Consider the following 14367-nt stretch of genomic DNA (forward strand, 5'->3'; position numbering starts at 1 on the left):
CCAGGCTTGCTCGAATGGAAAACGAATGTGGCTGATAGGTAAGACCGATCTTGACGCATTGAGAATCGATCCCGCAGATTGCGAAGCAGGACTCCCCAGCGAAATTGAACGGATTCGTGACAGTGTTTGACCTGTTCGATACGAGCCGGAGGGGTGACACCCTCATCCCGGCTCGCATCCAGACCCATTCCTCACGATGAAAACTTCTTTGGTGCGTGATCAAAACCAGTCGCTTCACCATTGATTACTTGCGGTCAGGGCCAAGCGCGCCATACATGAGGAACACCGCACCGATCACCAGCACTCCAATATTCAATAGCATCAACATCATCATCACCTTTCACCTCCTTTCGTCGTAAGCTGCGCCGTGCAAGATTGAGTCATGTCTTTCGCATGAGCATCGCCAACATCGTCACTGCGAAACATATCGCGCCAGAAATCGTTAACATAGCCATCTCATCACTCAGCATATTCATACCCGTTCTTTCTATGTTCCCTCGTGATTCATTCACATGGAGGTCGAAGTGGTCGATCATGAAGTCCGAATTCCATGGTGATCATTTCTTCATGCCAAGGACTAAGCATTTCTTAGGCCACGCGCGACAGGCATCTTACTTCTAATATTTTCAGCACTTGCACAGAGAGGCCCATGCTGTGGCGACATGTACCTGAATCTGAATGGATTCCAGGATGGATCAAATTAGATGCGGACGTGGGGAAACGACGGTCGATGATATGGTGAGAAATCGAACGGCGAGATGAAGCTTTTGTAGGAGTATTGTTCTTTCAGTCTGAGGGATCAGTAGGCGGCTTGCTTGGAATCTGCTTCTGCCGGAGCAGTTTGGTCAGGTAGGTCCGTTGCAGACCGAGTTCGGCTGCCGTCTTTGTCTGATTCCACCCATTCCGATTTAAGGCCGCCTCAAGGAGTTTCTGGCTATAGGCGTCCATACTCTTATGATAGGAGAAAAATAGTATGTCAGAAGTAGGCTCCTGATTTACTGGGGATGTGGCGATTCTTGACGTCGTTGGAGCAGTCAAAGCGAGGTGTTCTGGTCCAATCGTGTCGCCGGGGCATAAGATCAACGCACGAGTGAGGACGTTTTCTAGTTCACGCACGTTGCCTGGCCAGGAGTACTGATGCAGCGCTTGGAACGCGGCATCGCTGAGCGTCAGGTGTTTGCACGGACCCACATGACTGGGCCGGTTGAGGAAATGGTGGATCAGCGCAGAAAGATCTTCCATCCGTTCCCGGAGTGGCGGCAGGGCGAGAGGAATTACGGCAAGGCGAAAGTACAAGTCTTCGCGGAACGTGCCGTGATGAATCGCCTGTTTCAGATCTTTATTCGTGGCGGCGAGAAAACGCACGTTGGCCTGTACTTCTTGCGTTCCACCGACACGGTAGAATGTCCGATCTTGCAGAACTCGTAAGAGATGGCTTTGCATGGTGAGGGGCATATCGCCGATCTCGTCAAGAAACAGCGTGCCTCCCTCGGCGATCTCGATTTTTCCGGGCTCCCGCTTGATGGCTCCGGTGAACGCACCCTTCTCGTGGCCAAAGAGCTCATTCTCCAGTAGGTTCTCAGGGAAAGCAGCGCAATTGACGGCAATAAATGGTTTCGTGGAGCGAGGGCTCCACCGATGAATGGCGCGGGCGACGACTTCTTTCCCTGTCCCCGTTTCGCCAAGCAACAAGACGGTCACGGAGGAAGGCGCCGCCTGTTTGGCCACAGCCAGTTGTTCGCTCATTTTCTTGCTGGTCGAGACGATCGGTTCGAACTGATCATCGACCTCCTTGCGGAGCGAATCGACGTGTCGGTGGAGGGCGACGGTGGCCAAGGCCTTGTTGATGACGACGGTGAGGTGGTCCGAGGTGAATGGCTTCGGCACAAAGTCGAAGGCGCCGAGTTGCATAGCTTGTACAGCGAGTTCGATGGTTCCATATGCAGTCAGTATGACGATCAGCGGGGTCGTATAGGGGGGTGTCTGGGCTGCCTCCTCATCTGTTGGTTCGCTCGGAACTGATGCCGCACTGACCTGCCGTAACACGTCAAGCCCGGTTATCTCTGGAATTTTCAAGTCCAGCAGGACAAGATCTGGTTCCTCTTCCCCAATAAAGCGCAAGGCATCCCTGCCGTTCGTCGCCGTTAGGGGCTCGTGTCCCATAAAACTGACACGATTCTGCAAGCTCAGGAGGATATCGGGGTCGTCGTCGACAACAAGAATTTTAGCGCGCATCGTCGGTTGCTCCTTTCAAAATAGACAACGTTGGGCTCGCACACGACTGGGACGCCACTGGCTCGTCAGGTTGTTTTGCCGGTTCATTCTGTGACCCAGCGAGTGGGAGCGTGAAATAAAAGCGTGACCCGACCGCCGGTTGACTCTCTACCCAGATCTGTCCACGATGCATGGTGACGAGTGTCTTTGTAATCCAGAGGCCAAGTTGCGCACCCTGTGACGTGGGCATCGCTGACGGCACCCTGGAAAACTCCTCGAAAATGTTCGGCAGGTAGGACGGGTCGATCCCGCAGCCGGAGTCGGCAATACACGTTTGTACGAAGCCTGGTGGCGACACGCAAAACTCCACCGTCACACGACCGCCAGCCGGGGTGAATTTAATCGCATTCCCGATGAGGTTCCACAGAATTTGTTCCAACTTGTCGCGATCACCTTGGACCGGTGGAAGCGACTCGGCCGACGCCACGGTAAGGGTTACGGTTTTCTCGCCGGCCACCATCTGTAAGCTGTCAGCCGTGATCGTTGCGATCTGGTGGATGCAGACTTCCTCCACACGAAGCTGGACGCTTTCGGTATCGAGACGCGACCAATCGAGCAGTTGCACGATGATTCTCCCAAGGCGGGCGACATTGTGTTGGATACGTGTGAGATAGGTATGTTGCAGTTCGGTCAGCGGCCCCGTCACGCCGTCTAACATATTTTCCGCAAAGCTGCGAATCGCCGTCATGGGCGTTCGCAGCTCGTGTGAGACGACAGAGAGAAACGTTGACCGGTGCCGATCATGTTCCTGGAGCTGTGTGTTGGCGCGCGACAGCTCGTCGGTCCGTTGCTCGATACGCTCTTCCAGATGTTGGGTAAGCTCGGTTAAGTCAGAATAAGTCTTGGCATTGTCGATAGCAGCCGCCACGTGGCCAGCGATCGTCAGTAAAATATGAAGATCATCTTCTCTACATTTGAGAGGACCTCGATCACCGGCTAAGTATCCGAGGATCTTGCCATGGTTCTGGAGTGGTACCGCAACGATCGACTCTAAACCTGAATGGCGCATCAATGCGAGCACTGGTGGGTATAAGCGATGAGCGACAGTTTCGATATCATGAATCAGTAGCGGTTTGCCGTGAATAAGTAGCTCCTCCGAGAAGCCGTCTTTCACGATAGGGATAGTAAGCTTTCGAGCTGCTTGCTCAATCTCCGGTGGAACTCCAATCATTCGAGCGATGGAAGCTCCGTTTCGGTCGGGGTGGTAAAGGAGAAATGCCATTCTGGAAAAACCAAGGTTCTCGACGAGTAGTTGGAGCACGGTCTCGAGCAGCTGACTCATGTTCAGCATGCTGGTGCTTGCGATTGCGGTGCTGGCCTGATGCACCGTGGTCAAGTGCATGACCTGCCGCCGGATCGTTTTGATATTCATCGTGATGGCTTGATTGCGATCATGCAAGGACTGCGTCATCACGTTGAACATATCGGTCAGCTGACCAACCTCATCGTGAGTGGATGCACGAAGAGCCGCTGGTGCATCATCCCCTTTGGCGAGTTGGCGAGCCGAGTTGGCGAGGATTCGGAGCGGCGTCGTAATGCGCGACGTGAGTAGTGACGCACTGAAGAGGCCTGCCGTGATAATGAGTATCGTGAGAAGCGACACATTGTGCACGACTTCCAGTAAGGCTTTCTTGGCCTGTGCATCCGTAATTCCGATCCGCACGAGGCCGACGACCGGAGAGCGTCTCATCGGCAGAGGGACACGGTTTTCTTCCACTTCGACTGAGAGCTGAGGCATGGCAGTCTCGGTCACAGATTTACGGAGGACGAGCATGGCGAAGTCGTAGAGAGTTTCCTCTCTCAGGAGAAAGGGCAGAAGCCAGTCTGAGGATTCATCTTGAGGGGTGAGCGTCTGCTCTGAGGAAAATATGAGCTGGGTCATGAGCGGAGTCGTCAGTGGAGCCTGCAGCAGTGATTCTGAGATTCGATCATTAGGATAGACCGGCTGTGGGGCTGGTTGAGGGGATCTATTGGACGGTTTCTGCGTTCGTTTGCTCTGCTGGTCCAGAATGCGGCCATCGGCTGTGGTGATGACCACATAGACGATGTGATCAATGGCCATGAGACTTTGTACAAATTGATCAAGCGTGACGCGATCTTCAAGTACAACCCCGGCAATACGGAAGTGTTCATTGCGTACGGTGTTGGTCAGCAAGATTGTTCCCAGTTCTTCCAGGCTGTCTGTCATCGCGTGGCGCCTGGATTCTATGAAATACCAGCTCAAGGATGAGCAGGTTATGATGAGAATCAAGCTGAACAGGACCACGAATTTCATGCGGAGGCCGAAGAATCGACCGGTCGGCCTTGATTCTGGATTCCGGTCTACCTGGAGCGTTGTGCTGCTCATGGACTGGTCCATTCAATAGGTCTCGTCGATCATGCTTTCCAGCTCTTTGGGAATTGTGATGCCCAAATACCGCGCCGTCTTCTGATTCACTGTGATTCTGATCCGTTGAACAGAGATTGGCTTGAGCGGCAACTGTCGTTCGCCATTCACGATGCGCTTGGCCAAGAGACCGGCTTCTCGACCGACTTCGCCGTAGTCGATCGACATACTGAGCAGGGCGCCAAGGCGCGTAAACTCAGACGAAAAACCGATGACGGGAACCTGCTTGGCCACTGAGGATTCGAGGATGAAGCGGATCGATTCGTCCGTCAGGACGGTCGAGTCTGGAATGAGCCACAAAGCTTCCGATTCGGATAAGAGCGTCCGTAGTTGCTGTGGAACATCTTTCTCATGTTCAACCGGAAACCCCTGCAAGCGAAACTCATAGGTAGAGGCTCGCGATGCTGCCTCCTTCAACTTGGGTGCAGACTTGTCGGGGTCGTACATCATGCCGATCCGGCGCAGGCTAGGGAGGAACGTGCGCATGATCTTGAACTGACGGTCCGTCTGAATTTCCAGTAGGACTCCGGTCATATTGTCAGCCGTGAGGCGATGTTTCAAGGGGTCGAGAATCATCATATAGAGAATCGGGATATCCACGATCTCTAATTTCGCCGCCAGCGCCGCCTTCAGGCCGACCGCAACCACGACAGAAGAGTTCGTCGCGCGAATCTTCCTAGCAAGGTGTTTCCCTTGATCAAGATCACCGCGCAGATCATATTCCATATAGGTTGCATCGCCTGGCGCTGTTGCCTTGAATCCTTCGATCGCATCGTTGTAGGCTTTCAGGTCGGATGATTTGAGGATGGCGATTTCGGTGCCGGCAGCGGTGGCTTGGGGAGGGGCAGAACAATAAAGCGCGATGAGTATGAAGGACCCCAGCCAGATATGCAGCGAACGCAAGTTTCTCTTTCCTCGGCTTCTGAAGGGGAGTTCCGTCATCATCGTGTCACTCTGGCAGAATTTCAAGATACTGTAAAAGACGAATCCCTAGAGCTATCAAAATGTCGCATGAGAGCACGTTCTCACTCTCGACAAGTACCGCTAAAATCGTACTGTTAACCAGCCTATGACTCAACTGCCGATTGTATTGTCCAAGGGATGTTCTTTGTGCTTGTTGTTCAATGCGTTAAAATCGGAAACTGCTACTTCGGCGTCCCGTAAGTATCTTCCCGCCGCTTGCTGCTTCAAAAACCTAGGCGCGCCTCGAAGGTCGAGCAAACTGCTACAGGCTCTGAAGAAGGTTCCTCGATGGTCTTGCCCACATCCAGGCTTCATGAGTGTGGACATAGGAATGTCGACAGCGTGGAGGTCGCGAACGACATCATACTGTGGAGATGGGAGGAGGTTTAGCAGCGAGTAAGCGGGACAGAGGACTCCTCTGGGCGCCACGTGGATATGCTGTTGATTGCCGGCGAGCTGCAACATGGTAAGGATGTTTCTTGTTATCCTTCTTCGTCTCATGCGAGGGATGATGTGGTAAAGGCTGTGACATGGAGCGGCGAGTGACCTCTGTGCAATGCTCTCTTACTGCAGGTCGACCGTGTCATGATTCAGATATGGGTGGTTCTGTTCTGGATGGATACTGCAACTGCAAGTCACGAACCATCAACTCACCTCTGTATCCGCTCAGTGAGAACGAGTACTACCGATGGAATGCGCTTGAATAGTTGCGATACAGCAAGCTCCGTACCATGGCTATTGTAGGATTTAGATAGGCCGTTTCGTCAGTTACAGCTGTCTTTTGAGGGGGCAGTTGAGATGTGGACTTGTCGGTCTCGAAAAAAGTCTCCTATCAGGGTGTATCTAAAGAGATTCAACCTGAATCAAATATGATTCAGGTGATTGGAGCGAACCCAGGGTAGCAATGGGATCAGCTGATTGGAGCTGTTGTTGATGGAGATAGCGACGCCGAGAGCCACACGATGTATTCCTCTAGCAGGATGCGGAAAAAACCCGCCAGCGGCGTTCTCGCATCACTCAGGGCTCAACGTACGGCACAGAGTACGATTCGCCTCTTCGCTCGCTGCGGCCTTGCTGGACAGCCTTTTTGCGCATCCTGCATGGCTGCTCAGCGTCGTCTCAACTCTCGATATTCGTGACGGCTACAGTGGGAAGAATAAGTTTTCCCGCAGCCTGATAGAAGACATAAACGAGGAGTTGCGTGTGAAGATCTATTTACTCATGGTCTGAATGGATCTGAGATCCCAGTCCGCTACGCCGTTGAGGCCAACTTGCCTCAGGAGGGCCGCGCGCAGCCTCCGAAGCGACGGGTCCGCTGGTTCTTTTTCAATCAACGAACAGACACAGCCCATCGCATCGTACCAGAACCCGATGAGGGCATTGGTGCGCACGCTCTCCCGGTCGCAGGTCAGGTTCACTGAGGTGATCGTCAAGCATTCGCTGAACTCGCATCGCTCGATCATCCCACCGGCGACGATATCTTCCGAATGGGAGTCTGTGTTGCGCCTGGCCGATACGAACCAGCGGTATTGGACGTTCGGTTCAAGCGTGAGTCCTAGAGTCTTGAGATCAATCGATTGGACCCCTGCTTTCATGGGAGTAGGAAGGGGGCCTTCATAGAGGGGGGCAATTTTTTGGGTGTCGTTGAGTGTAAATCGTAAGGGATAGGCCGTTGACTTTGAGAGATACCAATTGAGTGTGGGGGTTTGTCTCACAGTCAGGCCTACGTGGTCAGGCACCAACGCGACAAGTTCTGGCTCATGGCCTTCAGTCCCCCGCAATGTGCCTCCGACTCGCGCGCGAGGAGTCAGTTTCTTGGGCAGTGTGTAAATGGGAGGCTGCTGGTCATCCTGTTGACCGGCCGTCGCTGCTGTCGGCGCATCGGCGGCGTTGAGGAGGTAGACTTCCGCGATAGTCAGGAAAAGGCTCAACCCTATGATTAATACGCACTTCACGGTGATCCTCCTTTCACAGCCAATTATTGAGCAGCAGAAATGGCGACCAGTAGGCCGGATGTTCATAAATCCTGTCGCTCAACAGCTTCAACTGCGCACGTTGGAGTGCCACGGCTTTCGAGCGATCGGGATTGCGCAGTTGTCGATAAAATTCAGAGATTAGTGTGGCCGATGCTTCGTCATTGATGAACCAGAGGGTGGCTAAGGCGCTGCGGGCTCCGGCCTTCAGCGCGACGCCGGCCAGGCCAAGCGCGGCACGATCATCGCCGACACCGGTTTGGCAGGCGCTCAAGGTCAATAGTTCGAGTGGCTCTTGCCGGAACCGAAAGAGGCCGATCAGTTGGTCGAGGGTCTGCATCGTCAGTTTCCCATCGAAGGTCAGGAGAAACGAATCGTTCACCTCAGTCGAGAACCTGCCGTGCGTGGCGATATGCAGGCCACCATACCGTCCTTCACGCAATTCCCGTTCCAGTCTGGAGGCTTGAAAGGCGTTGTTGAGCAGTTGGTCGCTCTTATAGTGCCGTTGGATGGATTCGATCTCGTCTGCGACGTAGGGAAGAGCGGGAAATCCCTGGACCGATTTGGTAAGGCCCGCTGTGAGAAACCGGAGCTTGTCGCGGTTCAGCGGTCGTGGGTCGGTCAACGTCAAGCCGGGTGTCATGGCGAGCGCGAACTTGCTGATCAGAAACGATGCACCGTCGTGGAGCGCAGCCAGTGGGATGGTTCGAAGGGCGCTATCCGGCACGAAGACCAACGTGGTGATGTTCAACCGTGAGAGGTCAGTTTCGAGCGGGCGGATCAGCCAGTCGTACAACTGTTGCGCATGGGGCACATATTCACGCGTCGTACGTTTTTCAATCAGGCGGCGAAATTCCCGGATTTCCTGTGTCAATCGCTCAGCAGTCACAGGCACTGAGATACGCTTCAGACCGGACGGAAGGCTCATGAGCAGTTCCAGCCGTGCACTGAACATAATGGGATAGATCACGGCGGTGTCCGAGGACAAGCGATCAAATGTGGTCAGCCTGGACCGCACGGCGTCGACACAGTCATCTTTGAAATAGTCCCGCAACTCAGCTGTTTTGTAGGCTTCGATCGCATCGCGAGCGGAGAGCAAATACCCTTCGGCTGCTTTAGCGTCTTCCGTCAGTGAGGCTCGTTGGAGCAAGAGGTCGGCCAGCTCAAAGAATAGAGGCTTCACGGTGTCTTGGTCGGCGACATGACGGTCAGAAGAGGCGTGCGCGAGTTCAACGCGAAGCGGTTGAAGTGTCGATGCAGCTTGTCGATAGGAATCGATGGCCTTATCCAATTGCCCGGTTGCGGCCAGCTGGCGTCCTAACTGCCATTGCCAACGATAGAGTGACTCGGGAGCATCCACTGCTTGCGCGACGAACAGGGCCCGCCTAGTGAACTGCAACGCCTCGTCCATGCGAAATTCTGTTTCATAGAGATGTCCAAGATATCCGAGGGCATAGGACAGCGTTCGTTTGTCGCCCTGTTGCTCAGCGAGGGTGGCCGCTTCCTGGAGCACACCCGCGGTTCGCAGCACGAGCGGGTCATGAGCTTGTGGCAGCTGAGGGGTGAGGTGTTGGTAGGCCAGCGCGATGCCGATCAAGCCGAGTGATTGATCACGAGATGGGGGCAAGTCTTTTAAGTGATCAAGCGCGTCGTCGAGGGCTACGCGACTGTTGGCTGGTTGGCCGAGTCGCAGCAGGACTCGCGCGGCGTTCGTGCGGGCTGTTGCGGCGAGCAGGAGAAGTCCAGCGCTCTGTGCGTGAGACACGCTGTCCTGAAATGCGTCCAGTGCGCCCTTGTCCTGCTGTTTCAAGACTGAAAGAATACCAAGATCATTCAGTGTGGTCGCCATGAGGGGCGAGGCCTTCTGCTTGTTTGCGATGTCGGCTGCTTGCTGGAGGTATTCCGAGGCCTCGGGAAGTTGCCGCAGGGCCAAGTAGATCCGTCCCAGATGCCCAAGGATGGGAGCTTCGATGAGCGGATCACCACTCTTCTGTACGAGCGCAAGCGCGAGCTCCAGTGACTGGAGTGCTTGTTTGGATTGTCCCAAACCCATGGAGGCCTGAGCCGAGAGGACCAGGGCCTCGACCTGTGCCGGGGCGTTTCCAGAACCCTTGTAGAGCTCCACGGCTTGTTTCCAATGAGACAACGCTTCACCGAATGCTCCACGTTCGAACGCTTGGGCACCTTCTTTCATGGCTAGGCCGGCAGGAGATGATGTTTCATGAGAGTCTGATCGTGTCACGATGAGAACCGGGATGGTTGCCAACAACAGTATGATGGTTCCTCGTAGAACGAACTGAATCAATGATCGATTGAAGGTCGGCATGGAGTCTCTCGTCATTAGAAGACCTGGACGACTGCCTGGAGATGGATGCCATGGTCTTGGAGGTTGCCGGCAGGATGGGTCACGTGATTGAGCGGCACCCCCCAATAGAGTTCAAACCTCGCTCGATCTCGTGGCAAGACAGCCCAACGCAATCCCAGTCCGACACTTGCTAAGGTCTGGGGATCGGGAGTTTCGCCTTTGGTTTGCCAGGCTCGACCGACGTCCACAAATTGAGCAAATTGCAAGAGCGGTTCACCACTAGCATATCGGATGAGCGGAAATCGCGATTCGACGGAAAAGAGAAAGCCATTGTCTCGGATTAATGTATTTTCGCGATACCCGCGAACACTGAATCGTCCTCCCAGGGGGATCTGCTCCAACGGAAAGAGCCGATCGTTGGCCAATTGTAAATTAAACTGTCCCAAGAGCTGCATGCCCCACCAGTCGTCAAACCGTCGAACAGCCTGGAGCTGTCCCAGCCAGGAAAAGAAGCGACCGTCCGGCAAAGGACCGCTCGGTGAGATGCCGGAATTCGTGGTGGCATTCAACACATCCAGTCCCACGGAAAATCGAGAGCGTGCTGCGATGACCGACGTGGCGGTGCGATGTACGTACTCCTGAACGAAGCGCAGAGCGCTCACGGAACTGACGCCGGTGTCCGATGAGCCGTTGATAAATGGCGACGGTGAGCCAGGGTTGTCAAAAATAGACGTCACTTTATTGTAGAGGCGTTCGCCCGTGATGGCGATGGCCAGTTCATCGGTCAGCGTTCGATAAAGTGGATGCCGGAGCGTGAATCCGATGATTTCGGATGTGGAGTTGATGTCCAGGGCTCGAAATTGACTCTCGACGACGGCGAATTCGTTCCGACGATAAGAGGCGGTGAAAGTCGTGTCGTAGCGGTTGATCGGGAGCGTGTAGGCAACATCGATAACAGGATGCACTCCGCGCGAGCCGCCGTAGGTGATGCTCAGAGGATCTCCATGGCCGGTCACATTTTGATGGGCAACCGTCATCAGCCCTCGCTCGGCTCCGACGGCCGGTGTCTGGTAGTTGCTGAACTCCAGCCACATCTTCCAAGGACTCTGTTCTTTGACTTTGACGTTCAGGATGCTTTGGCCGCGCTGGTCGCCGGGACGCAGTTCAGCATTGATCCGTTCAATGCGGGGATCTTGTTGGAGGAACTGCAACCTCGTTTGGAGTGGGGCCATCTGCAGCGGGGAACCGGCCCCCAACGCAATGCGGTCACTGAGATACCCTCGGCGAAACCAGTTCGTTCCCTCGATGTCGATTCGTGCCAGGCCCCCCTCGACGATCTGAATCTGAATCACCCCATCTTTCACGTCTTGATCAGGGATGACGGCACCGGACGTAATGTAACCCTTATTGACGTATAAGAGCGTGAGTGCGAGCCGTAACTGTTCCAGATCTTCAGTGGCGAGACTACGGCTTTCATAGGGTTTGGTGACGGCGTTGATTTCCTCGCTCGAGAAGACTGTATTCCCTGTGACATGGATCGTCTTTACAAACACGTGGATCTGGCCGAGCTGTTGCTGCGCACCGTCCTCCGGTGATGTCGGTGGCACCGGTGGCAGCACGGGGCTCGGTGGAGGCATGGAGGGTGGTGTGAATTCTTTTTTGAGTGGGGCAGGGGGCTCACCGGATCGCAGTGTGGGATCGAAGACAGGAGGAGTGACCTGAGGAGCTCCCTGCGCAAAAACCGGCGAGGATGTCACTAGGGTTGCCATAAGCATACCGCTGGACAGGAATGCTGGGACGATATACTGACGCCGGGCTCGATGCACCGATCTACCAAGGTCGACTGTCATGAAGGGCAGCCTGTAGAGCCGGTCGCAAACGCCCGCACCAGAAATCCTGGTGGGGTCAGTCGTCGCAGTGAGAGAATTGTGGGATCGTTCTTGTGCGTGGCTATTGATGGTAATCTTTTTGATTCTGTCTTTCGCGCCATTAGACCAGAGGCATGCTCTGTGTCCTTTCCGGTCCAGTGTTCCATCGAAATTGGGCTATTGAGCCATCCGCCTGGTTCGGTAGGGAGTGTGTCTCGTCCGGCAAGAAGAAAGGTACTCTGTTCGCCGCCGGCCAAAGCCACGCACCGGTTTTGTAGCAACACCTGAGGCGGACTCGTTTTGGACACGAGCTGGCCGACCGTTCCACTCAAGTTCGATGTCGGCGATTGAATGGTCACCGTTCCGTTTACCCCACGCCCGGCATCCGCATTAACGACCGTGTTGGCATCAGATACAAATGAATCTGCCCTGATTGCGATGCGACCACCTGTGCCTTGGTCAGCCTGTGCCAGAACAGTACTGTTCTGGAAGAGAACGAGTTTTGGATCAATCGAGATATTCCCTCCACCACCTGGCCCGTCAGAAACTGAAGCACTAAGGGTACTGTCGACAAGCCGGATACGATCGGTGGCCTGGAGATTGATGTTCCCACCGCTGGCTTGCTTGGCTTCGGTTGTGATTGAACTCTTTCCCATGAGATCAAGCTGTTGGCCTGCATTGATTGAGATGGTGCCGGCGTCGGCTGGTCCCGTGCTACGAGCAGTGATCGAAGCACCATCGGTCAAAGTCACCTGATCCGTCGCAGTTATATTGATCGAGCCGCCAATGGCACTGGCACTCGTGCCGGTCGTTTCTGCTGATATCGTGCCACCGTTCTGAAGGGAAAGAGAGCGTGTCACTAGATCTATGGCTCCTCCAGGACCGATGCCTTTAGTGCCTGTAAAAATTCCGCTGCCAGGTCCATCCACTGTTACCGAATCGCTTGAGCCTACGAGACCTTGAATACTAATCCCTCCACCTGCACCAGTGCTGGCCGCCTCAGCATTAGCAGAGAGCTTGCTTCCTTCCAAGATTTGTATCTCCGAGGCTTTAATGATCATGTCGGCCGCACGGGCCTTACCTAAGGTAGTAGTGCTCTCAATTTCTGAGCCGCCAGTTAGTCTAAGTCGACCCCTCACCAGAATATCTATGGGGCTTGCCACTTGTGTCGTTTTATTATCGCTATCAATTCGAGATGCTTGGCTCAACTCGAGATTGTTGGCGGTAATCCTCACGCCTCCTATCCCTTTAGCCTCTCGATCTGTAGAGGGGAAGATAAGTGAGGAAGTTTCAAGGCGAATGTCTCCATTCTGCGCCTCTATTTCAATGCTTCCGGCATTTCTGCCTCCAGTGAATGCTTGGGAAGTTATGGTGGCATCATTAGAAAGAGTAACGTTTCCTTGGCTGGTTCTAAATGTGATATTTCCAGCATCTCTCGAAGCAACAAATGTTTGGGACTCGACTCTCGCATGAGAATCCATCTTGATGTCTCTTGCAGCTCTTAAAGTAATATCGCCCGCATTTGCCGTGGCGGTTGTATATGTGCCAATCAAAGCAGAGTTCTTGAGTGAAATAGAAGTCGTATCGAACGAGATGCCTCCACTACCTGCGAAGATTTTTGAGTTATCAACAACCAGGTGACCTCCTCGGATGCGAATCGTACCGCCATTCTGGTTGCTGGTGTCGATCTTTGATTCATGAGAGATGTGAACTGTACCAAGGGTCCCTGGAAATTGCCGAATAATATTTTCCGCAGGGGCTAAGGTTCCTGCCAAAAGTTCTCCTGGCGACGCGATGCTGCCGATATAAACTTGATTTCCTGGTGCTGATGGATCAGCTTTGTCAATCAGCATGCCTGATTGAACGGTGATGTTGCCACCAACAAGGGAAATTGATTGCCCAGGCTGCATGGCTAACGTAGTTCCTTGAGCTTCAATGGCTACCGGATTTTCTCCGAGGAAGCCAAATGCTGCGACGGAAGCACTGGTTAATAGGTTGGTGGCTGTCGTGTTTGCATGGAAAATTCCTGCATTTGAGCCATTGGCATTAGCAAGCCGCAGGTAATCTGCTGTCGTAAAGGCGACGGAACCGCTTACATTTAATATCGCGCTGGGTCCGAAAACGATCCCAGCTGGATTCATGAGAAAGAAATTCGTGCCTGGATAACTTGAGGTATCGATGGTGCCATAGATACTCGAAAGGCTTCCTCCAGTTACCCGGCTGAGAATGGCGTCGGTGTGGAGAGATGGTGTCGTGTTCAGAAACTTGGCCGTATCACCGCCTCCCACATTGAATTGCTTGAAGCTATGGAAAAGATTTGTTCCGCTGCCCTGGTCTGATCTGGTTCCTCCGACGATCAAGATCGTGTGATCCTGTGTTATCGTCCTAGTTCCGAGGTCACCAGCACCTGTCGTGTAAGTGATGGTAGTAGTAGGTGTTTCAGCAAAAACAAACAAGTCTTCCACCAATACCGAACCAAATATCAAGAACAATACTGTTGCCAGTTTGTTTACGCTAACAGGCAGATGAGTAATTGTACCCATATTGTTATCTGGCCCCATACCTCATGCATTTTCATTTACGGCACACGCAACCCTG

Annotated in this window: 7 protein-coding genes; all 7 read right to left on the reverse strand. The window is 53.8% G+C overall.

The features are described from left to right. Nucleotides 1-786: 786 nt before the first annotated feature. The gene (locus tag E8D52_10950) at nucleotides 787-2235 is read right to left on the reverse strand and encodes a sigma-54-dependent Fis family transcriptional regulator (protein ID TKB67788.1); all 1449 of its coding nucleotides are present in this window, start codon (nucleotides 2233-2235) and stop codon (nucleotides 787-789) included. Beyond that, nucleotides 2225-4633: a GAF domain-containing protein gene (locus E8D52_10955; protein TKB67789.1), complete on the reverse strand. Its 2409-nt coding sequence runs from the start codon at nucleotides 4631-4633 to the stop codon at nucleotides 2225-2227. The genes E8D52_10950 and E8D52_10955 overlap by 11 nt, the downstream gene beginning before the upstream one ends. After that, nucleotides 4634-5605 carry a hypothetical protein gene (locus E8D52_10960; GenBank protein TKB67790.1) on the reverse strand — a complete coding sequence of 324 codons (972 nt, stop codon included), beginning with the start codon at nucleotides 5603-5605 and terminating at the stop codon, nucleotides 4634-4636. A 1229-nt stretch (nucleotides 5606-6834) separates the two neighbouring features. Next, nucleotides 6835-7644, reverse strand: coding sequence for a DUF928 domain-containing protein (locus tag E8D52_10965; protein ID TKB67791.1), 810 nt, complete (start codon nucleotides 7642-7644; stop codon nucleotides 6835-6837). Beyond that, nucleotides 7592-9937, reverse strand: a complete 2346-nt coding sequence (locus tag E8D52_10970) for a CHAT domain-containing protein (GenBank protein ID TKB67792.1) — start codon at nucleotides 9935-9937, stop codon at nucleotides 7592-7594. Before E8D52_10970 ends, E8D52_10965 begins: the two co-directional genes overlap by 53 nt. Further along, a complete protein-coding gene (locus E8D52_10975; protein ID TKB67793.1) occupies nucleotides 9937-11751 on the reverse strand; it encodes a ShlB/FhaC/HecB family hemolysin secretion/activation protein in 1815 nt (604 codons plus the stop codon). The genes E8D52_10970 and E8D52_10975 overlap by 1 nt, the downstream gene beginning before the upstream one ends. Then, nucleotides 11748-14330, reverse strand: a complete 2583-nt coding sequence (locus E8D52_10980) for a filamentous hemagglutinin N-terminal domain-containing protein (GenBank protein ID TKB67794.1) — start codon at nucleotides 14328-14330, stop codon at nucleotides 11748-11750. The genes E8D52_10975 and E8D52_10980 overlap by 4 nt, the downstream gene beginning before the upstream one ends. Between the last annotated feature and the right edge of the window lie 37 nt (nucleotides 14331-14367).

This window comes from Nitrospira sp. (assembly GCA_005116745.1).
Classification (GTDB): domain Bacteria; phylum Nitrospirota; class Nitrospiria; order Nitrospirales; family Nitrospiraceae; genus Nitrospira_D.